Annotated in this window: 25 protein-coding genes; 4 read left to right on the top strand and 21 right to left on the bottom strand. The window is 41.2% G+C overall.

From position 1 onward, the window contains the following. The first annotated feature begins 56 nt into the window (after positions 1-56). Positions 57-1,811, top strand: a complete 1,755-nt coding sequence (locus VIM89_RS22865) for a bifunctional lysophospholipid acyltransferase family protein/GNAT family N-acetyltransferase (protein ID WP_488158516.1) — start codon at positions 57-59, stop codon at positions 1,809-1,811. An 81-nt stretch (positions 1,812-1,892) separates the two neighbouring features. Next, positions 1,893-2,387, top strand: coding sequence for a hypothetical protein (locus tag VIM89_RS22860; protein ID WP_488158515.1), 495 nt, complete (start codon positions 1,893-1,895; stop codon positions 2,385-2,387). 85 nt (positions 2,388-2,472) lie between these two features. Here VIM89_RS22860 and phoU read toward each other — a convergent pair whose 3' ends face one another. The 6 genes from phoU to VIM89_RS22830 form a co-directional block, all read right to left on the bottom strand. Further along, entirely contained in the window at positions 2,473-3,147 is a 675-nt protein-coding gene (gene phoU / locus VIM89_RS22855; RefSeq protein WP_488158514.1) for a phosphate signaling complex protein PhoU, read from the bottom strand. Positions 3,148-3,218: 71 nt separating this feature from the next. After that, the gene (gene pstB / locus VIM89_RS22850) at positions 3,219-3,977 is read right to left on the bottom strand and encodes a phosphate ABC transporter ATP-binding protein PstB (protein WP_488158513.1); all 759 of its coding nucleotides are present in this window, start codon (positions 3,975-3,977) and stop codon (positions 3,219-3,221) included. Beyond that, complete coding sequence (gene pstA, locus VIM89_RS22845; RefSeq protein ID WP_488158512.1) at positions 3,959-4,804, bottom strand: phosphate ABC transporter permease PstA; 846 nt, start codon at positions 4,802-4,804, stop codon at positions 3,959-3,961. The genes pstB and pstA overlap by 19 nt, the downstream gene beginning before the upstream one ends. Before the next feature lie 3 nt (positions 4,805-4,807). Continuing rightward, complete coding sequence (gene pstC, locus VIM89_RS22840; protein WP_488158511.1) at positions 4,808-5,791, bottom strand: phosphate ABC transporter permease subunit PstC; 984 nt, start codon at positions 5,789-5,791, stop codon at positions 4,808-4,810. A gap of 164 nt (positions 5,792-5,955) precedes the next feature. Next, positions 5,956-6,996, bottom strand: coding sequence for a phosphate ABC transporter substrate-binding protein PstS (pstS, locus tag VIM89_RS22835; RefSeq protein ID WP_488158510.1), 1,041 nt, complete (start codon positions 6,994-6,996; stop codon positions 5,956-5,958). Positions 6,997-7,030: 34 nt separating this feature from the next. Continuing rightward, positions 7,031-8,416, bottom strand: a complete 1,386-nt coding sequence (locus tag VIM89_RS22830; RefSeq protein WP_488158509.1) for a hypothetical protein — start codon at positions 8,414-8,416, stop codon at positions 7,031-7,033. 302 nt (positions 8,417-8,718) lie between these two features. Here VIM89_RS22830 and VIM89_RS22825 point away from each other — a divergent pair, with 302 nt between their 5' ends. After that, positions 8,719-9,360, top strand: a complete 642-nt coding sequence (locus VIM89_RS22825) for a DUF47 domain-containing protein (protein WP_488158508.1) — start codon at positions 8,719-8,721, stop codon at positions 9,358-9,360. A gap of 5 nt (positions 9,361-9,365) precedes the next feature. On the opposite strand, the gene VIM89_RS22820 is transcribed toward VIM89_RS22825, so the two are convergent. The 7 genes from VIM89_RS22820 to rpsT form a co-directional block, all read right to left on the bottom strand. Beyond that, the gene (locus VIM89_RS22820) at positions 9,366-9,899 is read right to left on the bottom strand and encodes an Mpo1 family 2-hydroxy fatty acid dioxygenase (protein WP_488158507.1); all 534 of its coding nucleotides are present in this window, start codon (positions 9,897-9,899) and stop codon (positions 9,366-9,368) included. A gap of 52 nt (positions 9,900-9,951) precedes the next feature. After that, positions 9,952-11,517, bottom strand: coding sequence for a ribonuclease Y (gene rny / locus VIM89_RS22815; RefSeq protein WP_488158506.1), 1,566 nt, complete (start codon positions 11,515-11,517; stop codon positions 9,952-9,954). Positions 11,518-11,738: 221 nt separating this feature from the next. Then, positions 11,739-12,029, bottom strand: coding sequence for a cell division protein ZapA (locus VIM89_RS22810; RefSeq protein ID WP_488158505.1), 291 nt, complete (start codon positions 12,027-12,029; stop codon positions 11,739-11,741). A 21-nt stretch (positions 12,030-12,050) separates the two neighbouring features. Then, on the bottom strand, positions 12,051-12,338 hold the full coding sequence (locus VIM89_RS22805) for a hypothetical protein (RefSeq protein ID WP_488158504.1): 288 nt from the start codon (positions 12,336-12,338) through the stop codon (positions 12,051-12,053). Between the two features lie 91 nt (positions 12,339-12,429). Then, positions 12,430-14,829 (bottom strand): phenylalanine--tRNA ligase subunit beta, encoded by a 2,400-nt coding sequence (pheT, locus tag VIM89_RS22800; RefSeq protein ID WP_488158503.1) that lies wholly within the window; start codon positions 14,827-14,829, stop codon positions 12,430-12,432. A 125-nt stretch (positions 14,830-14,954) separates the two neighbouring features. Further along, a complete protein-coding gene (radC, locus tag VIM89_RS22795; protein WP_488158502.1) occupies positions 14,955-15,653 on the bottom strand; it encodes a RadC family protein in 699 nt (232 codons plus the stop codon). A gap of 167 nt (positions 15,654-15,820) precedes the next feature. Further along, complete coding sequence (gene rpsT / locus VIM89_RS22790) at positions 15,821-16,075, bottom strand: 30S ribosomal protein S20 (RefSeq protein ID WP_488158501.1); 255 nt, start codon at positions 16,073-16,075, stop codon at positions 15,821-15,823. A 317-nt stretch (positions 16,076-16,392) separates the two neighbouring features. On the opposite strand from rpsT, the gene VIM89_RS22785 reads away from it, so the two are divergent. Then, positions 16,393-17,238 carry a zinc dependent phospholipase C family protein gene (locus VIM89_RS22785; protein WP_488158500.1) on the top strand — a complete coding sequence of 282 codons (846 nt, stop codon included), beginning with the start codon at positions 16,393-16,395 and terminating at the stop codon, positions 17,236-17,238. A 467-nt stretch (positions 17,239-17,705) separates the two neighbouring features. Here VIM89_RS22785 and VIM89_RS22780 read toward each other — a convergent pair whose 3' ends face one another. The 8 genes from VIM89_RS22780 to VIM89_RS22745 form a co-directional block, all read right to left on the bottom strand. After that, on the bottom strand, positions 17,706-18,362 hold the full coding sequence (locus VIM89_RS22780; RefSeq protein WP_488158499.1) for a DedA family protein: 657 nt from the start codon (positions 18,360-18,362) through the stop codon (positions 17,706-17,708). Positions 18,363-18,401: 39 nt separating this feature from the next. Further along, entirely contained in the window at positions 18,402-19,136 is a 735-nt protein-coding gene (locus VIM89_RS22775; RefSeq protein WP_488158498.1) for a DUF4397 domain-containing protein, read from the bottom strand. 9 nt (positions 19,137-19,145) lie between these two features. Continuing rightward, entirely contained in the window at positions 19,146-19,853 is a 708-nt protein-coding gene (locus VIM89_RS22770) for a DUF4397 domain-containing protein (protein WP_488158497.1), read from the bottom strand. A gap of 103 nt (positions 19,854-19,956) precedes the next feature. Then, entirely contained in the window at positions 19,957-21,081 is a 1,125-nt protein-coding gene (dnaN, locus tag VIM89_RS22765) for a DNA polymerase III subunit beta (RefSeq protein WP_488158496.1), read from the bottom strand. Positions 21,082-21,118: 37 nt separating this feature from the next. Continuing rightward, positions 21,119-23,524 (bottom strand): gliding motility-associated ABC transporter substrate-binding protein GldG, encoded by a 2,406-nt coding sequence (gldG, locus tag VIM89_RS22760; protein WP_488158495.1) that lies wholly within the window; start codon positions 23,522-23,524, stop codon positions 21,119-21,121. Positions 23,525-23,637: 113 nt separating this feature from the next. Continuing rightward, positions 23,638-24,234, bottom strand: coding sequence for a hypothetical protein (locus tag VIM89_RS22755; protein ID WP_488158494.1), 597 nt, complete (start codon positions 24,232-24,234; stop codon positions 23,638-23,640). A 69-nt stretch (positions 24,235-24,303) separates the two neighbouring features. After that, on the bottom strand, positions 24,304-24,804 hold the full coding sequence (locus tag VIM89_RS22750) for a hypothetical protein (protein ID WP_488158493.1): 501 nt from the start codon (positions 24,802-24,804) through the stop codon (positions 24,304-24,306). A gap of 142 nt (positions 24,805-24,946) precedes the next feature. Beyond that, positions 24,947-25,468: an outer membrane beta-barrel protein gene (locus VIM89_RS22745; protein ID WP_488158492.1), complete on the bottom strand. Its 522-nt coding sequence runs from the start codon at positions 25,466-25,468 to the stop codon at positions 24,947-24,949. Positions 25,469-25,473: the final 5 nt, after the last annotated feature.

Here is a 25,473-nt window from a genome sequence, read left to right as displayed (position 1 = left end):
GAAATTTTTAGCATATTTAATGGATTAAAATCCATCGATACTTTTTGTAGAACTAAATGAAGATTATAAGCACTGAAGAGTTTGCAAAGGCTACCAAACTGGATAAGCTGAAAATGCCCGGACTGGCAGCTTTGCTGATGGAGGTGATGAAAATAAACCAGGTAAACAAGCTGTTTGCACAAGCCCAACCCAAGCAAGGACCTGATTTTGTGGACGCTATACTGGAAGGATGCGGCGTAAGTATTGAGTTTGACGAACGTGAGCTGAAGAATATCCCCAAAGAAGGTAGCTTTATTGCCATCGCCAACCACCCTTATGGCGGCATTGAAGGTATGGTGCTGCTGAAAATGCTTTGTATGGTGCGGCCTGATGCTAAAGTAATGGCCAACTTCCTGCTTAAAAAGATTCCTAACCTCGCCGATTACTTTGTAGCCGTAAACCCTTTTGAAAATATCGATCATTCATCGAGCATCAGCGGTTTAAAAACCACTTTGGAGATGCTGGGTAACGGTACACCAATAGGCATTTTTCCGGCTGGTGAGGTCTCAACTTTTAAGGTAGATAAACAACAGGTAACCGACCGTATGTGGCACCCGGTTGTGGGTAAGATCATTGCCAAAGCAAAAGTACCTGTAGTGCCCATCTATTTTCATGGCAACAATGGTTTGCTTTTCAACCTGCTAAGTATGATCCATCCGGCGTTGCGGACAGCCAAGCTGCCTTCTGAATTATTTAACAAACAGGGGCATACCATTAAGCTACGCATAGGCAAGCCTATTAATATCGAGGATATTCCGGATAGTAACAACCCTACTAAACTACTCAACTTTTTACGGGCTCGTACCTATGCTTTAGGTACTGGGTTGGAAGAGGATAAAAAAATATTGAATCCGCGTAATCTTTTCAAGATCAAGAAAGAGGTAGAGGATATTGTTCCGGAAATACCATCGTCTGTACTTGAAAAAGAAGTTGAGCCGCTAAGGGAGAATTACCGGGTTTGGATTGAAAAGAATTATGAAGTATTTATCGTTCCTACAGCGTCCATCCCGAATGTGATCCGGGAAATAGGTCGTTTGCGCGAGCTGACTTTCAGAGAGATAGGCGAAGGCACCAATAAAAGCATCGACCTGGACGAATATGATATTTATTACAATCACCTGTTTATCTGGGATATCGATGCAAAAGTTATTGTCGGAGCTTACAGAATTGGCTTGGGTGATGAAATATTTTACAGCTACGGCAAAAAGGGCTTTTATATCAATGAATTGTTCAAGATCAAGGAACAATTTATGCCGGTACTTAGGAAAAGTCTTGAGTTGGGCCGTTCATTCATCCGCAAAGAATATCAGCAAAAACCATTGCCTTTGTTCCTGTTGTGGAAAGGCATTTTAAAATACCTTATTGATAACCCACGTTACCGCTACCTCATCGGTCCGGTGAGTATCAGCAATAGTTTCTCAAAATTCTCCAAGTCGTTAATAGTTGATTACATCAATCGTAACCATTTCGACGAAGAGTTGGCGCAATATGTGCGTCCGCGTAAAAAGTTCAGGGTTGATTTCTCGAGTATCGATACTGATCTGCTGATGGCTGGCGAAGACAGCTTCAAAGGGCTCGACAATTTAATATCAGAAGTGGAAACGCGCAGTATGAAAGTGCCAGTGTTGTTACGCCAGTATATCTCGCTCAACGCAAAGATCATCTGCTTTAATATCGATCCAAAATTTGCTGATTGCCTGGATGGTTTCCTTGTACTTGACCTGCAGAAAGTACCCCAGGATATTTTAGAGAAGCTAGGGAAAAACTTGTGAGTTGGTTATAATTGGTTGTAGAAGTTGCATTAGTTGTAGTGGTTATGTGGTCAATCAATAAAATGCTTAAGCCTTAAGATCATGAACTATAAATTTACAATTACTTTAGCGCTCGTAGCTTGTTCTCTAACCAGTAAAGCTCAAAAACACGCAGTTCATAATAATCCTATTACAAACAAATGGTACTCTTTAGAAAGAGACTCCAGTGGATACGTATTTTATGACCCATGTGAAGAAAGGATACCTTATGTGGTCGTTTCGGGGAACAAACTTACTTGGGCTGACCATTTTGAAGATCCCGAGGCTTTTAAAATAGTCCGCGTGAGCAATGAGAAGAATGGAAGGACTGTTTTTACTTGCAAAGGAAAAGATCACAATCTTCTTGTCAACGTACGCTGGCTTGATTCATCCTGCACTATGGCTCTTTGGAAATTTAAAGGCATAGGCCCATTAGATGAAATAAAATGGGTGATGTGTCCAGCTAATAAAGTCGCCAGATTCAAGGTTGTACGTTGCATAGGAAACGATACTGTTAAAACCCCGGAAATGACATTCTTGCCTATTCAAATAAATTAATTCCATTTTATTTCAGGACGATACATTAAGAAAAGCAAAAAAGGCGCCCAACTGGCACCTTTTTCAAAAATCACAATATCAAATTTTATTGTTTTGCTCTTGAGGCGCCTGAGTGTTTCAGGATCTTGGCCTCTACGTAGAAGATAATTTCTTCAGCAATGTTTTTAGACTGATCGCCGATACGCTCCAGCTTGCGGATGATCGAAAGCATAAATAATGCTTCATTCAGCATAGTAATATCCTCTTTAATCACAGCGCCAACATTAGCATTTGCGCTGCGGTTTACAGCATCCAGCATTTCATCGTGCTTAAATACGCTTCTTGCCAGGGCGGTATCTTCGTTTTCAAAGGCCGTGCGGGTGTCAATAACGATATTGATGGCCTCGTCGTACATACGTATTACGTCGGTAGCTTCCAATACTTTTTTATCGAATCCTGCAGTGGAATCGATCACATACTTTGCCACGCCGGCAGCGATATCGCCGATACGCTCCAGGTTGGTGTTGATCTTCAATGCAGCTAATAAAAAGCGCAGGTCGATGGCTACGGGGCAATGCAGTGCAAATATGTTTTCGCAATCGCGGTCGATCTTTAATTCGAATGAGTTAACCCTTTTCTCTTTCACCAATACTTCGCGCGCAAGGTCCTTATCGAAATTTACCATAGCTTCACGTGCTTTGCTCAATTGTGATTGAACAAGGATCCACATGTTAGCCAATTCTTTTTTAAGAGCGACAATTTCGGTTTCTATGGGTGTCATGCTTTTAAAACTCTAAATAAATTAAACGCTAATTTCTAATTCTCTAATTCAAAACCTAAAAGGCCAATCTATTAACTGAACCTTCCGGTAATATAGTTCTGTGTACGCTGATCCTTCGGATTGGTGAACATGATCTTGGTATCATCAAATTCCACCAGTTCGCCCAAATAGAAGAACGCTGTTCTGTCACTTACACGGGCTGCCTGCTGCATGTTGTGTGTTACGATGATCAGGGTGTAATTCTGTTTCAATTCGTGGAACAGGTTCTCAACGCTCGAGGTCGAAATAGGGTCAAGCGCCGAAGTTGGCTCATCAAACAGGATCACTTCAGGCTGCATGGCAATGGCGCGTGCAATACACAAACGCTGTTGCTGACCACCTGAAAGGAAAGTACCTTTTTTGTGCAGAGAGTCTTTTACCTCATTCCAAAGTGCAGAACTGGTCAATGATTTCTCAACGATAACATCTTTATCAGCTTTTGACATTTTAATACCGTTTAACAAATAACCGGCTATCACGTTTTCATAAATGCTTAGGTTCGGGAATGGGTTAGGACGTTGAAATACCATCCCGATCTTGTAGCGAACATAAATTACGTTCATTTTATAAACGTCTTCACCATCCAATTTCATCACTCCTTCAGCCCTTGCATTAGGGATCAGCTCGTGCATGCGGTTAATGCAACGCAGGAAGGTTGTTTTTCCACAGCCTGATGGGCCCATCATCGCAACAACCTCATTCTTGTTGATCTTGATGTTTACATTCTTTATGGCGTGACTATCACCATAATATGCATTGATATTTTCAGCGCTTACAATTGTACTTTCCATTTTCTTGTCATCACTTTCGTGATTATGTTTAGGGTTAAAACAAATACTAACAATATGAACGATGCACCCCAGGCCAGGTCGTGCCAGTCGTCATACGGACTGGTGGCATAGGTATATATTAAGTGAGGCAAACTTTCCATAGGTTTCTTCAAAGAAGCCGACAGGAAAGGGCTACCAAAGGCGGTAAACAACAATGGCGCTGTTTCACCGATCACACGGGCTATTGATAAAGTGATACCAGACAAGATGCCTGCAAAACCGCAAGGTACAATCACCTTTAAGATTACACGGTGATAAGGTACACCTAATGATAATGCTGCTTCTTTTAATGACGGCGGCAACATCAGCAATGTTTGCTCTGTGGCCCTGATCACTATCGGAAGCATCATGATGGCTAAAGCGATACTACCAGATAGCGCTGAGAAAGTTCCCAAAGGCTTTACCAGCCAGAAGTAAGCCACGATACCCACTACAATAGATGGAACGCCCTGTAATATATCAACGCACAAACCTGTATAATATGCCAGTTTGGTGCGTGGGTTTTCACTCAGGTAAATACCTGCCATCATCCCGATTGGAATAGCGATAACGGACGACATAACTACCATCAAAAAACTACCGACAAGGGCATTGATAATACCGCCCCCCTTCTCTCCAACAGGTGCAGGCACATTTGTTAAGAAATGCCAATTAACTTGTGCCGCGCCTTGCTTAATGATATAAAGCAATATGATAATCAGAGGCACGGTAATTACAAATGCAAAAAAGATAATAACCCCTTTGAAGGCCAAACTCTTTACGTTTCTGAATCCAATTTTTGCTTCCATGCCTTAGTTATTTGTAACGCGTGAGATAATTCTTTTACCTATCAGGTTAATTACTACTGTTACCAGGAACAGTACCAAACCGAGCTCGATAAGCGCGGATAAATATTCAGTATGATCAGCCTCAGTAAACTCATTGGCTATAACGCTGGCCATAGTGTTACCCGGCGCAAAAATGCTGGTTGGTACAGCGCTGGTATTACCGATAAGCATGGTCACAGCCATGGTTTCACCCAAAGCTCTACCCAATGACAACAATATACCTGCAAATAAACCAGAACGGGTAAACGGCATAATCACCTTGCGTATCACTTCAAAACGTGTTGCGCCTAATCCATAAGCGGCCTCCTTTAATGGAGTTGGTACCATTCTAATCAGTGTGATACCCAATGATGCACCATAAGGAATGATCATTACAGCAAGTATCAGTGATGAAGTGAAGATACCGATACCGTAAGGCAGCACATGGAACTTGATCTCGAGAGCACGTACAATCGGAACCAACACAAATAAACCCCAGAAACCATAAATAATAGAGGGCACTGCTGCGATCAGTTCGATCGTATTTTTTAACAAGTCAGAAAGCCATCCTTTCGGGTTGTATTCGCCCAGGTAAATAGCAATGGCGTATGAAAAAGGTATTGAAATGATCAGCGCGATGAATGAAGTTAACAGCGTACCGATCAAAAATGGATAAGCTCCATAGACATTACTTACCGGATCCCATACTTTCCCCCACAGATACCCGATACCTAATGCTTTTATTGAAGGCAACGACTCAACAATCAGCGTTACCATTACACCCAGTACAAGCACCAGTAAAACGGCGCTCATAATGATCAGCAGCTTCTTGAATGAGATTTCCCATTTCAATTGCTTATCGGATAAACTTAATCTTGAATTTTTCACTTTAACCTGCTTTTGGGAAACGAAGCTATCCTGGATATTGGTGCCGGCCGCATTGTCGGCGTTTGCGAAGGATGGTTTCATAAAATGTTGGTTATGCTTTACAAAACAATTACCAGCACCCTATTGCAGGGGCTGGTAATTGGTATACTTAAGAGTCAAGAGCCAAGATTCAAGAGTCAAGATTTGTTTTGGATGGAACACCTTATCCTGATTCTTGGTTCTTGGTTCCTGATTCTGTTTTTTAATTATAAAATTGGTTTACCGTCGTAAGTAGCTGATTTCAAAATTGCCTCAGCAGCTTTAACAGCTGATTTTGAAAGCGGTGCATAGTTCAAAGGAGCGCACTCAGCTTGTCCCTGGTGAACATTGTACCACAATAATTTCAACAGTTCAGTAGCACGGGCCTTTGAACGGCCATTGTAATTCTGTTCTTTGTAGATCAAAGCCCAGGTAAAGCTGGCAATTGGATAACCTTTAGGATTGTCAGTGTTAGTGATAGACACTTTTGAATCGGCAGGGATAGTTACATTACTAGCTAAAGTAGTAGCTTCGATAGTTGGAGCGATGTATTTACCGCTTTTGTTTTGGATGTTTGCGAAAGCCATACCGTTTTGTTTAGCATAAGCCAACTCAACATAAGTGATACCACCCGGAGTTTGTTTTACTAAACCTGCAACGCCTTCGCTACCTTTACCACCTAAACCAGCCGGCCAGTTAACGGCGCTTGCTTTACCTACTTTTTTAGCCCAATCTGCATTTACTTTAGTTAAATAATCAGTAAAGATGAACGAGGTACCGCTACCGTCTGAACGGTGAACAACTACGATCGGAAGATCGGGAAGAGCTACACCTTTGTTAGCATCAGCGATCTCAGGGCTGTTCCATTTGGTAATTTTACCCAGGAAAATATCAGCAAGATCTTTACCGCTTAAGTTCAAACCACCTTTAACACCTGGTACGTTGTAAGTAACAACAACAGCACCCGAAGTCATTGGGATGTGCAGAACAGGAGCGCTCATCTTTTTAGTTTGATCCTCATTCAAAGGAGCATCAGAATCACCAAAATCAACAGTTTTGTTAGTCAGCTGTAATATACCGCCACCTGAACCAATTGATTGGTAGTTTACTTTTGAAGCAGTGTATTTTGAAAATATTTTTGAGAACAGCGGGTACACGAATGTACTACCTGCGCCCAATAGTGTGTTATCCTGTGCCGCAGCTGATAGTGCGAAGGATGATGCTGCTACTGCAACAACTGCTAATTTGAGACTTTTAATTATTTTCATGGTTTGCGTTTTTGCTCTTTTAAATGCTTATTTCTTATTTACCGAAAGTATAGAAGAAGGTTAGACGGAACACTAAAGTGTGGTCATCAGCTACACGGGTAGTCAAACTTGGGTCTCTCTGATCTTTGAAATTAGTTAACCAGAAGTTTGGCTCAAAGTGAACGTTCTTGGTTGGGTTATAATCTAAACCTGCAGTATAGAATGTTTCTTTATAAAGCGGAGTGTATGAACCGTAGTTGGTATTTACTGTATAGTTATTAAGAGCAGTAAACTTAGTATCAGGGTTGTAAGTGTCAAAACGAGCGAAGTAGTTCAGAGTTTTAACAATTGGACCTCTTACCCATACTGACAGACCTTGTACAGTTGCATCTTCTGGAGTTGTAACCGGAGGAGTAGCAGTAGTAACACTGTTTACACCAGCACCGATTTTTTGGGTATAAGCTTCAACACCTAAAGTGATTGGTTTTGTGGTGTAAGAAGCAAATATCTTGAACATGTTGTGTTCCTGACCAGGTACTGAAGCAGTAGCTGATTGCGTTCTTGCATAGTCAGCGTAGATATCGATATACAATTTTTGGTTCAGGAATTTACCCCAGATATCACCGTAGAATATTTTGTAGAAACCGGTATTGGCGTTAGAAGCTGATAATAAGCTTGAAGTACTGTTGTTACCAACCATTAACACGTAACCAAAGTTTTTGGTTTTAGGATCGAATGTACCTTGTAAAGCTGCACCAACGTCATAAGAGTTGTTTTTATGGAAGTCGGTGATAGTCTTTTCGATTGAACGGTAAGACCAGGTACTTTCAGAAAGTGAGTTAGGACCGTTAGTTCCTGGTTCGTTTAATGCGAAACCTGGGGTGCTCATTTCACCGATCACGAAGTCAGTACCATTCCAAAGATCTCTTACACGTAAGTTAGCATTCTTAATCCAGAAAGCCATTTTACCGTCAACCAGGTTATCACCATTTTGAACGGTAGCAGTGTTAGCGTTAGCAACACCGGTATTTGCGCTTGGCTCAGATGCTAACAAGAATTCTGCTTTGAATTTCTTGGTGATATCGTAATCGTAACCTAAATAAATACGACGGAACTGGAATGCATTTCTGTAAGTTGGAACACCTGCGTAGTTGGTTTCCGGACCACGTACACCAGTTTTCTGATCAGCGTGTGCATCATAATAGAAATCACCAAATGTATAACCCCAGATTCTTCTTTGAGGTTTCCATGAAGTGTCTTCCTGTGCTTTTGCAGTTGCTTTTGTTTCAGTCAGTGTAGTAGCTGCAGAATCTTTCTTTGCAGTTTCTTTTTTAAGCTTCTCATTTGAAGCGAAATTGGTTTGCGCTTTTGCATTAAAGCCAACCAATAAAAGGATCAACATTAAGATTGAACCCGTAAATTTTGTAAACTTTCTTTCCATGTCTGGTGAGGTTAAATTAAATTTCGGGTCAAAATTGCATTGCCTGCATTACCTTAATGTTAACACATGATTAACATTTGGTAATATTATGCCAACATTAAGTTTAATCTAACTAAACAATTCATTAGAAATGAAATCGATTAAATTATTAGTTAATCAAATCATAAATAACTTTAAATCAATAATTTATATAAAAAAGCGTCTTTATTATAAAATAACAATTACTTAACATTAGATTGACTTAGATTAATGATGCCTTAATACTCAGCAGGTAATTTCGTATTTAGAATTATATACCTAATATGCGTAACCTGTTTTTTGATTTTTTCTCGCACCGGGCCTTATTTTATGGACTTTTTAATCAGGCGGGGAAGAATATTGTGCAGATGTCTGAGTTGCTTTCGGCTGTTGTGGAAACGGAATCTGTTGCTGAGCGCGAGCCACTATTTAAGCAAATCAACACTTTAGAAGAAAACGGTGACGACATTACACACAAGGTTTACCTTGGATTAGATAAGGTATTCTTTACTCCTCTTAATCGCAAGGACATCCACATACTGGCATCGGCCATCGATGATGTAGCCGATAATATTCACGAAGCGGCCGGCAGGATTAACCTATATGAAATTGATGTATTTATACCCGCAATTCGGGAGATTGTGAAATATATCAAGCTATCATGCATCGAACTGCAAAAGCTGATTAGCGGACTAAGCAAAATAGTTGATACCGAAGGTATGCTGGCCTCATGCCGCCTGACGAAGGACTATGAGCATCGTACCGATTTAATTTACTCTCATGCCTTAGCGGATCTTTTTGCGAAGGAAAAAGACGCCATTAAGCTTATCAAACACCGGGATATCCTGTTTTCATTGGAAGCATCGGCCAATAAATGCAAAAATGTAACAGATGCAATCGAGATAATCGTGCTGAATAGCATTTGATCTGATTAATATCTGATCGAAAGCTTTTTGAGGATAAAGTGCAGCAGCCATATCGGCCCGATTAGCAGAAATTTCAGATCATCTATAAAAGAAGGCTTCTTACCTTCTATTTTATGACCGATAAACTGTCCAACCCAGGCTACTACAAATATAATAAGGCATACCAGCCACATGGCGGGGCCGCCTGCCTTTTGCCAATCGTCCAGTTTAATAACTCCATAGCTAAAGCCCATCAGCACAAACAGCATAAAATAGGATAGCGTAGGCGACAGTTTATAATAGTAATAGATAACGGCTGCAATAAGGAACGATGCCCAATTAAAATACCCATTATAAGAACCTAAAAACTTTAGATGAGGAAACGGAATAGCCCAAACCAAACCGAATATACTGAACACGATCAGCGGCACGCATATCCAATGGATCAGCTTATTGGTCGGATTTTGGTGATGCTCAGCATACTGATCAAAATACCGATCAATTGGCCGGGTAATGGCCTTAACGGGAGCAGCTTTACTTGAAGATTTGTTATTCGCCACAATAAAAATATAAGCCCCTCTCCTTTTTGGAGAGGGGTTTGGTGTGAGGCTCTTATTTTGCAAAAGCAACCGACCTGGTTTCCCTGATCACGGTTACTTTGATCTGGCCAGGATAGGTCATTTCGGTCTGGATACGGTTGGAGATATCAGCAGCTAAAATTTCTGATTGTGCATCAGATATCTTTTCGCTTTCAACCACAACGCGCAGTTCGCGACCAGCCTGTATCGCAAAGGTTTTTTCTACGCCAGGATAGGACAAAGCCAGTTCTTCCAGTTCTTTCAAACGTTTGATGTAGCTTTCAACCACTTCACGGCGAGCGCCAGGACGAGCACCTGAAATAGCATCACAAGCCTGAACGATTGGCGACAGCATAGAAGTCATCTCTATTTCGTCATGGTGAGCACCGATAGCATTGCATACTTCCGGATGTTCTTTGAATTTCTCGGCCAGTTGCATACCCAAGATTGCGTGAGGCAATTCGGGATTATCATCGGGCACTTTGCCGATGTCATGTAATAAACCTGCGCGTTTTGCCAGTTTCACATTCAGGCCTAATTCAGCAGCCATGGTAGCGCAGAAGTTAGCCACCTCGCGTGAGTGCTGCAATAGGTTTTGTCCGTAAGAAGAGCGGTAACGCATACGGCCAACCATACGGATCAGCTCAGGATGCAAGCCATGTATACCTAAGTCGATCACGGTGCGCTCCCCTATTTCTACGATTTCTTCTTCTATCTGCTTTTTGGTTTTGGCAACCACCTCTTCGATACGCGCCGGGTGAATACGACCGTCAGTCACCAAACGGTGCATGGCCAAACGGGCTATCTCACGACGAACCGGATCAAAACCAGAAAGGATAATTGCTTCCGGAGTATCGTCTACAATAATTTCAATACCGGTAGCTGCTTCCAGTGCACGTATGTTTCTGCCCTCGCGACCAATGATACGGCCCTTGATCTCGTCATTCTCGATATTGAAAATGGAAACGGTATTTTCAATGGCACTCTCCGTAGCCGTACGCTGTATGGTTTGAATAACGATCTTTTTGGCTTCCTTGGTAGCAGTTAGCTTAGCCTCATCCACGATATCTTTTATTTGCATCATGGCTTTGGTGCGGGCCTCTTCACGCAGGTTGTCTACCAGCTGATTTTTGGCTTCTTCGGCAGAAATACCGGCAATGGTTTCCAATTGCTCTACGTGCTGCTGTTTCAGATGCTCTACTTCTTCCTGCTTTTTAACAGCAAGTTCGGTTTGTCTTTCCAGGTTCTTGCGTAGGTTATCCAGTTCAGTTTCCTTGCGGGATGTGTTTTCAAGACGCTGGTTGAGCGATTGTTCCTTCTGCTTTACACCATTTTCGCGCTGATTGATCGCGCTGTTTTTGGAGTTGATCTCATTCTCGTGCTCGGCTTTCATTTGCAGGAATTTTTCCTTAGCCTCGAGCAATTTGTTTTTCCTTAATATTTCAGCGTCGTTTTCGGCGTCTTTCAATATCTTTTTCACTTTGGTCTGGGCTGCCTGCTCCTGGTCTTTGAAGAGCTTTCTAAGCATGTACCGGCCTATGACAACCCCTGTCGGGACACCGGCCAGTAGCCCAATTACGATGTATAGTACTATGATCATCTTTTAAGTTTATATAAATAAAAAACCGCAACTAATTTTTAAGTGTCATGTATTGAAAACCTCAAATCGGGTGTTGGGACCGGGCCTTCGTTAAATACTCGTGAGGAAGTAACGTATACCTTCTTGATCCGCGGATATTGAAGCGTTAAGTTTTTAATAGTGAAACCTAAAATTTAACTGCGGTTAAATCTTATTTTGCTCATTATGTGTAAAGAACGTTATTACTTCGAGAAAAATTCAGACAGCAGATGATCCAAGTGATATACCTTATCCGCCACCTCCGTGTCTTCTACCATCACCTTCTTTTCCGCTTTTAATGAGGATGTTGCGTAATGCAGCACACACATCGAAAGCAGATCCTGTTTATCCCTGACCGCATAATTTTCCTGGTATTCCTTTATCCGGTCGTTGATCAGCTTAGCTGCCCTGCGTATAATTTCTTCTTCTTCCATGTTTACCTTTAAGGGGTAAACTCTGTCAGCAATATTTATTTTTATGGAGATTTCTCCCATTTGAGCGATTCACTTTTTGCACTACTTTTTCAGTAATACAATACACTTATCAATTTCTTGCACAAATTCGTTAATTTTTTGCTTTATGTCAAGAGTTTTTTCGTTGGTCTCCGAAAACGACTTCGCCATCTTAAGCACTTTCATCTTCTGCTCTAATTCGTCGACCTTATTTTTGCTCACCTTTAAAGCGGTATCAAGCGACTGATTTTCCAGTTTCAATAAATCATTTTCCTCCTGCAACACAGAGCAAAGCTCTATCAGGCGTTCGGTTTTTGCTAGTACATTATTTAACTGGTCGGCTGTTGTCATTTATTTAATGAGTGATTTAGTGAATTAGCGAATTAGTGAATGGTTTTGAATTTGTGCAAATCACTCATTCACTAATTCAGTCATTCACTAATTACTTCCGTATCTCCGCTCCTGCTTCTTTTCCGAAATTATAAATTAATTTTTGGATTATACTATCTATTGTTTTGTCTGTCAAAGTTTTTTCTTCGTCTTGTAAAGTAAAACTTAAAGCGTATGACTTTTTGCCTGCCGGCAATTTATCACCCTGGTACACATCAAACACGTTTACATCCTTCAGCAACTTACGCTCGGTTTTTTGCGCAATCTGCTTCAATTGCCCAAAAGTAACCTGTGTATCTACCAACATTGACAGATCGCGGCGTACTGCCGGAAATTTCGATACCTCCTGGTAAACAATTTTATTCTTCTTTACTGCAGACAATACCATATCGAAATTAAAGTCGGCATAGAAAACTTCTTTGTCGACGTCAACTTTCTTCAACGCATCTTTATTAACCGCGCCGAACTTAACCAGTTGTTTGCCATTACGCATATATTGCAATCCAAACGCCATCTTGCTACAGGTAGCATCTTCAACTGTGTAATCGCGGATATTTAACCTTTGCACCAAGCTATCTACAACCGCTTTTATTCTATAGAACGAGAATTGCTGCGGTTTCTGATTCCACTGCTCTTCTTTATCGGCGCCAGTAAGGAATATAGAGAAACGCTGTGTTTCGGTATACTTGTCATCCTTTACACTGTAAACCTTACCGAACTCGTATAATTTCAAGTCGGCGTTCCGTCTATTTTGGTTGTAAGCAATAGCTTCCAAGCCTGAATAAAGCATGCTTTGGCGCATCACATCTAAGTCGCTGCTCAAAGGGTTCAGAATTTTTACTGCGGTATCGAGGTTATTTGAATAAGCCGATTTGGTTAATGAGTTTGACAAAATCTCATTAAAGCCATTCGCACTCAGTATGTCTGATATGACGTTCTGCACATCATCCTTCTCAGGACGGGTTGAATTATTCAGTGATGCACGTATCTGGGTAGGAATTTCGATATTGTTATAACCGTAAATACGCAATATTTCTTCAATCACATCTACTTCGCGGGTAACATCTACACGATATGGAGGAACTTTTAATGATAGTCCTTCTTCTGACTCGCTAACGATCTCGATATCCAGTGCTTTGATGATCGATTTGATCTCCTGATGAGTGATTGACTTACCGATTAACCTATCGACATTTCTGTAAATAATATCTACTTCAAATGGCGCAACAGGATTTGGATAGATATCAGATATCTCAGAAGATATTGTTCCGCCTGCCAATTCTTTGATCAATAAGGCAGCATATTTCAATGCTGTAACCGTAATATTCGGATCAGTACCACGCTCAAAACGGAAAGAGGCATCTGTTTTCAGGCCATGTCTTTTAGATGTCTTACGCACCCAAACCGGGTTAAAGTAGGCACTTTCGAGGAAAATGTTTTTGGTAGATTCTTTTACTCCCGAACCAATACCACCAAACACACCTGCAATACACATCGGCGACTCGGCATTATTGATCATCAGATCATCGGCAGATAACTTGCGGTCTACCTCATCCAATGTTTTGAATATTGTTCCTTCCGGACAGGTGCCAACGATCACCTTATTACCTTTTACCGCATCTGCATCAAAAGCATGTAAAGGCTGCCCCAATCCGTGCAGTACGTAATTCGTGATATCGACGATATTATTGATGGAACGAACTCCGATTACGCTCAACTTCTCTTTCAACCATTTTGGTGAGTCTTTTACTTCGACGCCTGAAATAGTCAGACTTGAATATCGTGGACAAGCCACAGCGTTTTCAACTATTACCTCTATCGGGCGGTTGGTGTTGTCTACCTTGAATGCAGAAAGATCCGGCTTATTGATATGCGTTTTGATGAAGGCGGCTATATCGCGTGCGGTTCCTAAATGAGAAGCGGCATCGGCACGATTTGGTGTCAGGCCGATCTCGTACAGGTAATCGTCAGTTATTTTGAAATAATCTTTAGCAAGGTCACCTATTGGAGCGTCTGCATCCAGCACCATGATGCCTTCGTGAGATTCGCCCAGGCCGATCTCATCCTCAGCACAGATCATCCCTTCGGATTCTTCACCACGTATTTTAGATTTATTGATCTTAAATGGTTCGCCTTTGGTTGGATAAACAGTTGTACCAACTGTAGCCACCACTACTTTCTGTCCGGGTGCCACATTTGACGCGCCGCATACTATTTGCAATTCTGCACCTGTTCCCGCATCTACCTGGGTAATTTTCAATCTATCTGCATTCGGGTGCTGACGGGTATCTTTTACATAACCAATCACCAAACCATCCAGTCCGCCAGGGATAGCCTGTACTTTTTCCAGGCTTTCCACTTCCAGCCCGATGCCGGTCAGTATCTGCGATAGTTGCTCAGGAGTTTTATCTGTATCAATAAATTGTTTAAGCCAATTATAAGAGATTTTCATTATAGCAAAATGATAATCGGCAAAGATAGGATTTTGATTTACGATTTCGGATTTACGAATTACGATTTAATAGCTCAATCAAAAATTCTTAAATCAATCTAAAATCGTAACTCGTAAATCTAAAATCACAACAAACTTTCATCCCCAAAGCTATAATAGCCCGTATCACCTATAATAAGATGATCGAGAATTTGAATATCCAGCATGCGGCCGGCTTCAGAAAGTCTTTTAGTCAGACTGATATCCAGTTGACTTGGTTTTAAGTTTCCGGATGGATGATTATGGATCAGGATGATGCCACTCGCTTGATGTTGCAGGGCAATATGGAAAATGACTTTTGGATCAGCCACGGTGCCTGATAATCCGCCTTTACTAATGAGTTCTTTGCCTAATACCTTGCTTGAACGCCCTAACAATATGATCCAGAACTCCTCATGATTCAGATCAACCAAGTGACGGCGCATTAGGTTATAAGCATCTTTACTGCTTACTATACTTTCTACTGCTTTTACTTCGGTATCATTACGTCTTCGGCCAATTTCTAATGCGGCGATTATAGAGATTGCCTTAGCCTCTCCTATTCCCCTGAAATTGGAAAGTTCCTGTATAGATGCTTTGGCTAATCTGTTCAGATCGTTATCGTAATGATGGAGGATGCGTTTGCTTAGTTCTACGGCTGTTTCGGTGCGGCTGCCGGAGCTGATGAGAATAGCAATAAGTTCAGCATCAGTAAGAGCACGGCGTCCCTGCGTACTTAATTTCTCGCGCGGACGGTCTTCTTCAGCCCATGCTTTGATACTGATCTTTTCTTGATAAGGTTCCATTTTTCTGAATCAGAATTCTCTGAATTTATGAATTGACAGAATGCTAAGATAAACAGTTCTCTTTATTCCGAAAATTTTAAAATTCAGAGAATTCTGATTCAGACAAGCAAAAAAATAGCGATGAGTTATTCACCCATCGCTATCTTGTGTATGATTAAATCCTAAGATTATTTTAAGCCGTTAACGAATTTAGTCAGCTTTGATTTATTGTTCGAAGCTTTGTTTTTGTGGATCACGTTCTTTTTAGCTAAACGGTCAAGCATCGAGATCACTTTTGCTAAAAGCGGTGTAGCTTCAGCTTTAGTAGCAGTGCCTCTTAATTTTTTGATGGCGTTCCTGGTAGTTTTAGCCTGGTACCTGTTACGCAGACGCTTCGCAGCATTTGCCCTGATCCTTTTTATTGATGATTTATGATTTGCCATTTTAGCTAATTATTCGTTTTTATTTAAGGACTGCAAATATATGACGAATTTTTATATTATCAAATGCCTTTTTAAATTTTTGTTAATTAAGTTGATTGACTTAGAATAAGTTGATTAAGTTGCATCTAAAAACGCATCAATTCAACTTAATCAACCATTCACCTAATCAAGCAATCCAACTTAATTTAGCATATTTGATTGTGAAACTAATCCTGAGAAGCCTTATCGTTATCATAATACTACTCTCCTGCTGCTCATGGGGTTTCTTTGCACACAAGCGAATTAATCATGTCGCAGTATTTACCTTACCCAAAGCAATGGCAGGGTTTTACGAAACAAATATCGATTACATTACCGAGCACGCTGTCGATCCTGACAAGAAACGATATGTAGATTCCCTGGAGGGATCACGACATTTTTTTGACGCTGATCATTATGGTAAACGACCATTTATGAAGATGCCCGTAAGGTGGAAAGAAGCCGCTAAGAAATACTCAGAAGATACGTTGAAAAAATATGGCACCGTTCCATGGGAAATTCAATATCAATATTATCGGCTGGTGGATGATTTTAAAGAGCACGATACTACTGATATTCTGAAAACATCAGCAAATCTTGGTCACTATATTGCTGATGCGCATGTACCATTGCATCTCACCCGCAATTATGATGGGCAGTTAACCCACCAGGAAGGTATTCATCATCTGTGGGAAAGCCGCATACCGGAATTATTCAGTGATCGTTATAATTATTATGCTGGTAAGGCCCACTATATTGAGAATCCATTAAATGAAGCATTCAAAATATGCCGCGCCTCTTTTAGCTCTGTAGATTCGGTGTTGAGGTTGGAAAGAATAGTCGGCAATTCCTTCCCGGCGGATAAAAAATATGAGCTAATAAAACGCAGCGGGAAAAAAACAGATGATTACTCGAAAGCTTACGCCATGAAGTATAATATTTTATTAAGTGGCATGGTAGAAAGGCGTATGCGCTCAGCAATCTCAGAGATCGGTAGTTTCTGGTATTCGGCATGGGTGGATGCTGGTCAGCCGGACCTGAACAAATTGATCGACAAACCCTTGTCTGTCACCGAAAAGAAAAAGATACAGCGGGAAGCGGCTTTGTATAGAGCGGGTAAAATAGTAGTTTTAGGTAACCATTGAACCATATCCGTGAATTTAGCCCGATTAATTCTCTTATCCTTTTTTTGTTTGTTGACACATCGCGTCACAGCTCAATATTTTGCGTCAACATATAGACCGAAAAATAATACTGAAAAGACAATCATTGCAAAGATTAAGGCGCTTCCTGAAATAAAAGAATGGTATAAAACGACAAAAAAATCCGATCCTGACCTCCTAATAAACATACCTGATTCCCCATCAGAAAATTATAGGATACAAGTTGGCATCTCTAATCTCAATCAATTTCGAACAAGCTACCATCTTTCTATCAACCCTAAAAACCTTCAAGTATACTATGAAGATTTTTTCGACGAATCCGGAGATAAATCGATCACCTTAGCACAATGGCGGCATTGGCGCTCAAATCCCGGTTTTAACAAACCTCACAAATGGGTTAATGGAAAATTGGTAGTTTTAAAAGATCGATAATCTACGAATGGTCAAAACTACATCGTAGCGGCTTTCTTCTTCCGACGGTTGTTGATACCGGCGATAATTGGCGGTAGTATAGAAACCAAAATAATAGCTATACCTATCAATGAGAAATGTTCTTTAAAGAAAGGAACATTACCCAGCAAAAAGCCTGCAAACAGGAACAGGATGATCCATGATACACCTCCAATGATATTATAAAGACTATACCTTAAAAAAGGCATGCGCCCTACTCCGGCTACGAACGGAGCAATGGTACGAATGATGGGCATAAAACGGCTGATGATCACTGCCTTGCCGCCATGCCTGTCAAAAAAAGCTTTGGTATCCAGGTAATATTGCAGTTTGAGTATCTTATTTTTCTCTTTAAACACCTTTGGACCGAGGTAATTTCCTATCAGGTAGTTAAGCGTATTGCCAGTGAAGGCAGCGATGATCAAAATAATAGTAAGCAAATAGATATTTAAACCAGTATTTCCTCCTGCTATCAAAGCACCTGCAGCAAACAGCAATGAATCACCCGGTAGAAATGGAGTCACCACAAAGCCTGTTTCGGCAAATATGATCACGAATAATATCAGGTAAGTTAAGGTATGATACTGGCTGATGATATCGGCCAGGTGCTTATCAATGTGCAGGATAAAGTCTATCAGGTGCTTTATAATTTCCAAGAGCTTAAATTTTTGGCAAAAATATAAATAAAACCGGGATTACTTGTTGGTAATAAATCCTGAACCAAAGGCCAAACTGTCGGTACGGTTGGCTAAACCATAACAATACAAGGTGTATATCCTGCCGTCTTGTATGGTCACGTTCGGTTTATCAAAAATAACATTCGTTGAGCCTGCCTGGTACATTTTAAAATCGTAAGTACCTGCTGTCAGTTGAATAAATTTAGTTACTGTTTTGTATGGAACCCCCGCAAATGCAGTGGTATCATTTGCGGTTACGGTAACCTGTCCGAGATTATTAGGTGAAGCATTAATAAAGCGTACTTTACCTTTACCCTGGCTGGGTACAGAACTGGTGTCCACAGTAAAAACATTGTATACTGAGCTTGAATCCAGACCCATTACCATCAATGTATACCTTGTATTAGGGACTAACTTATCGTTCCGCGCCAGAATATTATAACTGGGTGGAACAGTGCCTGCTACTATAGAGGTCCCGGGCCGGAGTTGAAATGGCGTATCGATAGAAGGTAAATTAAAATATCCTGATGAGTTAGGATAAAAGTAAGAAGATGTGTTGACTTTAATATAATGAACATACAAGTCGACCGAGCCCAGGCCCTGGTTAAGATTTACAACCTGGTATTGTATATTCAATACGGAAGCGTTGGTGCTGGGGCCTTTTCCACATGAAGAAATAAATGGTGCAACCAGGAAGGCCAACCCAAAAAGCGATAGAAAAATTGATATGCCTCTATTATTATTTCTAAACATTTTAATCTCCTAATTTGGCTTAAATCCGATATTAAAACCCGTCGGGGCCGGCGTACCAAGTGTATAAACCGTATAGTTTGTACCTGGATTTAAACTTACACTATCTGTATAAAAAGGTGTACTTGATCCGGCATTGAATATTTTAAGTGCAGTCAGTCCTGTAACACTTGCATCTTTATATAAACTTACTAAAGCAAAATCAGAGTGACCTTTGAATGGGATGCTACTGGATACTGTAGTGCTTCCAAAGGTCATAGTAAGTGCCCCTGAACCCGGTGAAGAATTTACCAACCTTATAAAACATGTACTATCTGCGGCTTTGGTACTATCCACGTAAAAAACATCATCTATCGCAAATGCATCATCGGCTTTTGCGTCAGTAATAAATAATGTACGAGCGTAATTTGTATCAGCGGGCAGGGTTATAGTAAACAAATTCTGTACAACATTCGTGTTCACATTGAATGGCTTTTTAACCTCAAAAATCTGCTGACCTTCGGGAACAGGATAATATGCGGTAAAATATCCGGGTAAAATGGCGGATGTAGTATTGAGTCGGCTGCCGTTACGATAAATATTAATTGTATCGGCTGATGCATTGATAAAGTTTAATTCGACCTGCCGTACAACCGCTGGCGCATCATCATAATTCTTTTTACAGGCGGCTAGTCCTACTATTAAAACAATTACAAACAATGCCGGTAACCTGATTTTCATTTGGTATATAACTGCGTATACTCAGTTTTGTTATTGGGTTGAACAAAAAAGTCCGGCTTTTGCACCGGACTCTGGATTTGGATTTATAATTTAAGTTTACAACTTAAGCATAACTATTAAGCATTACCGGCATCACCAGCATCAGCACGTCTTCGTTTTCGTCGCCGTTTTGCGGTAATAACAGTCCTGCGCGGTTTGGTGTCGACATTTCTAACATCACTTCTTCGCCGGCAAGGTTTTTCAGCATTTCTATCAAAAATTTTGCATTAAAACCGATCTCGATGTCCTCACCATCATACTGACAGCTTAAACGCTCGTGCGCCTCATTTGCAAAATCAATATCTTCTGATGAAATATTCAATTCGCTTCCGCTGATCTTCAGCCTTACCTGGTGGGTTGTTTTGTTGGCATAAATGGCCACACGGTTAAGTGAACTCAAAAATGCCTGCCTGTCTATCGTCAGCTTATTCGGATTATTTTTCGGTATTACCGCTTCATAATCTGGATAACGCTCATCTATCAGGCGGCACACCAGGTTGATATTGCTAAATTTAAAGAACGCGCTCGTGCTATTATACTCAACAGACACATTGATGTCCTCTGAGGGAAGAGCCGATTTTAACAAATTTAGGGCTTTTTTTGGTAAAATAAAAGATGCGGTGCTTGCTGCTTTTGCATCTTTTCTGCGATAGCGTACCAGCTTATGTGCATCAGTTGCAACAAACGTCAATGACGAGGTTGACAACTGGCAGTAAACGCCTGTCATAGCCGGGCGTAACTCGTCGTTACTTACCGCAAAAATGGTTTTATTGATAGCCTCTGCCAATACTGAAGCAGGCAGGTTTACAGATGACGCGTTTTCAACTACCGGGATCTTTGGGAAGTCCTCGCCATTTTCACCGCTCAGTTTGTATTTACCATCACCAGCATTGATTTCGATGGCGAATGTGGTATCGTCAATATTGAAAGCAATAGGTTGCTCCGGCAACGACTTTAAGGTATCGAGCAGGATGCGAGAAGGGATGGCAATACGGCCGTTTTCCTTTGCCTCAACTGTTAGGGAAGTGGTCATACTGGTTTGCAGGTCCGTAGCCGAAATAGTTAAGTTTCCATCCTTTATCTCGAACAAAAAGTTTTCCAGGATCGGCAAAACTGTACTATTGCTTAAAGCGCCGCTTACCGACTGTAATTGCTTTAATAGCGTGGACGTTGAAACTATAAATCTCATATATCTGAATCGAATTTAGCAACCAAAAGTATAAATTTTAATGAGCATACTTTCGCCTGCGAATATAATGTTGAAAAATAGCAAATATTAACACAAAACCCAAAGGAACGACATTATTTATCACCTGCCAATACAATTTTTCGCTGCGTATACGTGCCCTGTCGAGCAGGCGTAATTGTATCTCTTTGGTACGCAAACCAATCAGGCCTGAATCGTCGGTCATATAGTCGGCAATGTTTAGTAAAAGGTTCTTGTTGCCAAAGCTTTGCTGCGTGTAATGGTCATATCCCAAAGGATATGGCGAACCATCTGAACCTACCTGGTTTTTAAATACATCGCCATCGCTGATCACGATCATTTTGGTTGGTTTGCTTTCGGTCAGCGATTCTACTTTTTCTGTTAAACCTTCCGGTGTGGGCCTGTTCAGGAAGTCAGATTTAAATTTACCCTCCAGCAATACGGCAACCGGTTTGGTAGTGCTTTGGAAATCCTTTGGCTGTGGTTCCTGCTCCAGCATTTGCAGTGACAGCAGGTATGGCGTGTTGAATTTCTTATTATATGGCGATGATGAAAGCAACACCGTTTTATTCACATTCTTTATGGCCAGCGTATCGATAGTGCTGATAAACTCAGTCCGGATAGCATCCAGGTTTTTTACAATCGGATGCTTTGATAATGGCATAATGAGCGGATAAAACAGCCACGGCACATTTTGTATCTGCGCCTGTCCGCCTACGTTACCGGTTGCCACAGGGATTTGAGAACAACTGATATCGGCTATTAGATCATAATTAATGCGGACACCGTACACGAACAATTGGTCGTCCAAATTCAGTTGCTTATTAAATGCCAGCTGCTCGCCGCCATGCCCGCGAAGGCTGTCCAGTTCGGCGCTTACCTGGTCAATCGTCCACAACACCCGGCCACCACGCATGATATATTGATCGAGCTTGAATTTTTCCAGTTCGGTAAATGGTTTGTCTGGTTTTGGGATAACCAATAGCTTTACTTTCTCTAATTGAGCAAACGGTATTGTTTTCAAATCGACACGACCAACAGTAAAACCTTCGGACAATGATTTCATGGCATCGTTCAACTGCACGTCGCTCAATTCATTATGACCTTCTGTAAAACCGATCTCCGGTTTACCACCAGTAGTTACTTTTTTGATGGCTGAAGAAAAAGCGTATTCTAAATTTTGGATTGAATTGTTAAGCTGCTCTTCATCTGAAAGGCCAATCCTACGCATCAGCAGATTTACTACTATCGATTTACCTTCCGATTCCACCAATGCCTCTGGAAATATAACCTTTTGCGATAATCCATTGTCCGTCTTAACACTTAAATTTTGAGCTTCTATTCCCATTGATTCCAAGCTGTCGGAATACGCTTTTTGCTGATCAGCTGAAAATGACTTAGCTTTTTCTAAAGGATCAACAAAATCATACTGCAAGCGATGATGGCTGTACGATTTCAGATCGCTCAACATATCCTTTACTTCGCTGCGCAATCGTTTCATCCCGCCAGGGAGATTATCACTATTCAAGAAAACGGTCACTTTTACATCCTTTGGAAGGCTATTCAAAACATCTCGACTGATCTTTGATATGGTAAATCTCTTTTCTTTGGTAAAATCAAAACGGGTAAAAGCTAGTGATGAAATAATCGCGATAGCAACAATGAGAGCCAACCCGCTAATCAACCCTTTTTTATCGGCGGTTTTTTGACGTTGTATTTTAATCACCAGCAACGTGCACCAGATAAAGAAGGCACTCAGGCAAACAAAGTATCCCAAATCTCGGGTATCCAAAACGCCCCTGCTTACTGATTCGTAATGCGCAGTGATACCGATGTTTTGTAAACCCAGATTCTGTAACGACAACAGTGAGCTTAATGAATCAAATCCGGCATAAAAGAAATAAGAGAGGAAAACGGCGATTGTAAAAGCAATGATCTGATTCTTGCTTACAGACGAAGCGAACAAGCCGATCGCCGCAAAACCTGATCCCAATAAAAATAAACCAATGTATGACCCTATAACAGCGCCGGTATCGACATTCCCCGGCGGGTTGCCTAAGCTGTAAACTGAATAATAATAAATCAGTGTGGGTATCAAGGCGAAAAGCACCAATAGAACACAGGCGAGAAATTTACCTAACACGATCTGCCCATCAGTCAAAGGACGGGTGAGCAATAGCTCAAAAGTGCCTTCTTTACGTTCCTCAGCCAGCGAGCGCATGGTAATGGCCGGTATCAGGAACATAAACAGGTATGGTGCGGTATTGAACAGGCTGTCCAGCCCGGCATAACCGTAGTCCAGTATGCTCGAATCGGGGAATACCCATAAAAACAAACCCAATACCAGTAAAAATACCCCTATAGTAACATAAGCTACCAGCGAACTGAGGTAAGAAGTAATTTCTTTCTTTAAGATGCTATACACTATAAAACGCGGCTGTTGGCTGCCGAAATTACAATATTATTCGGTAAAGCAGAAAGGTTCGCCGTGTTGTAAGGTTGAAATGTTGGAAAGTTGAAAAATTAGGCTAAACTTCTTTAAAAACTGCGCTTATAAGCTACGTCAATGCCGATCTGACTTATGGGGACAGGATAGGCTATCGTTTCGTATCCGCGTTCATATTTAAACACGAGATCAATTCCGCTTTTGGCATTGATAGGAAATATTCCGCCCAATCCACCTGAATAAACAAAGGAGTTTTTCGAGCCTGAATTGAGCTTAAACGCCTCACCCGCCTCGGCATTTATATACATATACCTGGAATAATAATATTGTAATCCGGCTTTTACCGGCAAGTATAAGAATGGCGGTGTTTTTGGTGAACTGGCTGGCGGAACATAACCCAGATAATACGCCGCCTGATCGAGTAGCGAATAGTGTTCATTACTTATGTAGTGCATATATCCTGCAGACACTATGATATGCAGAGTTGAAAAAGCAGGAAATTCTGCCTTTAGAGTTCCCCCTATCCCATCATTATAATGCTGTCTCGTATCGCCGAGATCGTTTGTCCCGGTATTGAAAGGAAAATTAACTTCGGGGCCAAGGCTCAGCATCACTTTATTACCCGATTGTGCTTTTGTAAAAGAGCTGATAAGAAACAGTAAAATAGCAGATAGTATAATTTTCTTCATAACAGGTAAGGTTTAGTAGTCCTTTACGAAGATAATTAACTAAATATAACAGCAAAAAGAAAATTTTAGTTACAAACCAAAGCGGTAAGCAATATGAATGGCTGTCTGCCTTAACTGGTTGGCCCAGTCTTCATAACGAAAACTGATATCGATTCCGTTTTTTTCACCTACAGGCGCAATAAAACCCGGCCCTATTGACCATGCAAATACGTTTTGTTTGGCATAGTTTGTTTCAATGGCTGTACCGGCTTCACCTTCTGCATAAACACTGCGGTTGAAAAAATATTTTACGCCTGCCTTTAAGGGCACATATACAGCAGCACCCGGTGTCCGTGATGAATTGAACAAATTGCTTTTATAAAACATACTGGTAATGCCACCCGTCAGGCTCAAGCTTACGGGCGATGCGATAGGCAGCTCAAACTTGGCTGAGGCACCGGTACCAATATTAAAAATACTATTTGCAGGTATACCTAATTCAAAACCTGCGCTAAAAGCCTTGGTAATAGTAGTTTGGGCAGATGCTTTAAAACAGCAGAACAGAAACAGCAGAATTATTAGTTTTTTCATCCGGGGTAAAATGATTTAGAATGGCGAAAGTAAACATTCGGTGCGAAAAGCAAACCAAACGCCTGCTGCATAACAAAAATGTTATTTAACAACAAAGCCCCGCCAAAATTGGACAAGGCTTTGATTCAGATCAATAAATTCTTTACTGGAAACTGTAAGCAACGCGCAAGGCAATTTGACCTTCGGTGCCATTTTTCGACCAGCCCTCATAGCGTATACCTACCTCGAAGCCGCCATCAGCTACATATCCTACGCCCGGTGCATAAACAAATGCAGTACCTCCGCCATCCTGGACGAAAGCAGCGCCTATTCCGAGCTCGCCAAAGAACCCCGTGGCTCCGTTAAAGTTATAACGACCGCCAAGCTTTACCGGGATAGCTTTTATATCCGGAACTTTTGCTGATACACCACCAAAATCGACAGTTTTGCCAATAAAAACCGAGTAACCTGCGGAAAGGCTGACGTCAAAGTTGGTTGCAACAGGAAGAGCATATTTAATATCTCCGCCTATAGCAAACGAGGAGCCGTCACTTGAACTGCCGACAGGCAATCCCGGGTCAATGCCGATGCTGAATTTTCCTTCGCTACTTGATTTGGATGTTTGGGCAAAAGATGCCGTAGCTGCGCTAACTATTAGTACAGCTAATAGTAGAATTTTCCTCATAATTG

Origin of the sequence: Mucilaginibacter sp. (assembly GCF_036568825.1) — a bacterium.
Classification (GTDB): domain Bacteria; phylum Bacteroidota; class Bacteroidia; order Sphingobacteriales; family Sphingobacteriaceae; genus Mucilaginibacter.
The sequence above is the reverse complement of the archived record's forward strand: the minus strand, read 5'-3'. Positions and strand labels throughout refer to the sequence as shown.

Coding starts and splice junctions, on each gene's coding strand:
- VIM89_RS22865 (WP_488158516.1), top strand. CDS start 57: ATGAAGATTATAAGCACTGAAGAGTTTGCAAAGGCTACCAAACTGGAT.
- VIM89_RS22860 (WP_488158515.1), top strand. CDS start 1,893: ATGAACTATAAATTTACAATTACTTTAGCGCTCGTAGCTTGTTCTCTA.
- phoU (WP_488158514.1), bottom strand. CDS start 3,147: ATGACACCCATAGAAACCGAAATTGTCGCTCTTAAAAAAGAATTGGCT.
- pstB (WP_488158513.1), bottom strand. CDS start 3,977: ATGGAAAGTACAATTGTAAGCGCTGAAAATATCAATGCATATTATGGT.
- pstA (WP_488158512.1), bottom strand. CDS start 4,804: ATGGAAGCAAAAATTGGATTCAGAAACGTAAAGAGTTTGGCCTTCAAA.
- pstC (WP_488158511.1), bottom strand. CDS start 5,791: ATGAAACCATCCTTCGCAAACGCCGACAATGCGGCCGGCACCAATATC.
- pstS (WP_488158510.1), bottom strand. CDS start 6,996: ATGAAAATAATTAAAAGTCTCAAATTAGCAGTTGTTGCAGTAGCAGCA.
- VIM89_RS22830 (WP_488158509.1), bottom strand. CDS start 8,416: ATGGAAAGAAAGTTTACAAAATTTACGGGTTCAATCTTAATGTTGATC.
- VIM89_RS22825 (WP_488158508.1), top strand. CDS start 8,719: ATGCGTAACCTGTTTTTTGATTTTTTCTCGCACCGGGCCTTATTTTAT.
- rny (WP_488158506.1), bottom strand. CDS start 11,517: ATGATCATAGTACTATACATCGTAATTGGGCTACTGGCCGGTGTCCCG.
- VIM89_RS22810 (WP_488158505.1), bottom strand. CDS start 12,029: ATGGGAGAAATCTCCATAAAAATAAATATTGCTGACAGAGTTTACCCC.
- VIM89_RS22805 (WP_488158504.1), bottom strand. CDS start 12,338: ATGACAACAGCCGACCAGTTAAATAATGTACTAGCAAAAACCGAACGC.
- pheT (WP_488158503.1), bottom strand. CDS start 14,829: ATGAAAATCTCTTATAATTGGCTTAAACAATTTATTGATACAGATAAA.
- radC (WP_488158502.1), bottom strand. CDS start 15,653: ATGGAACCTTATCAAGAAAAGATCAGTATCAAAGCATGGGCTGAAGAA.
- rpsT (WP_488158501.1), bottom strand. CDS start 16,075: ATGGCAAATCATAAATCATCAATAAAAAGGATCAGGGCAAATGCTGCG.
- VIM89_RS22785 (WP_488158500.1), top strand. CDS start 16,393: ATGGCAGGGTTTTACGAAACAAATATCGATTACATTACCGAGCACGCT.
- VIM89_RS22775 (WP_488158498.1), bottom strand. CDS start 19,136: ATGTTTAGAAATAATAATAGAGGCATATCAATTTTTCTATCGCTTTTT.
- VIM89_RS22770 (WP_488158497.1), bottom strand. CDS start 19,853: ATGAAAATCAGGTTACCGGCATTGTTTGTAATTGTTTTAATAGTAGGA.
- dnaN (WP_488158496.1), bottom strand. CDS start 21,081: ATGAGATTTATAGTTTCAACGTCCACGCTATTAAAGCAATTACAGTCG.
- VIM89_RS22755 (WP_488158494.1), bottom strand. CDS start 24,234: ATGAAGAAAATTATACTATCTGCTATTTTACTGTTTCTTATCAGCTCT.
- VIM89_RS22750 (WP_488158493.1), bottom strand. CDS start 24,804: ATGAAAAAACTAATAATTCTGCTGTTTCTGTTCTGCTGTTTTAAAGCA.
- VIM89_RS22745 (WP_488158492.1), bottom strand. CDS start 25,468: ATGAGGAAAATTCTACTATTAGCTGTACTAATAGTTAGCGCAGCTACG.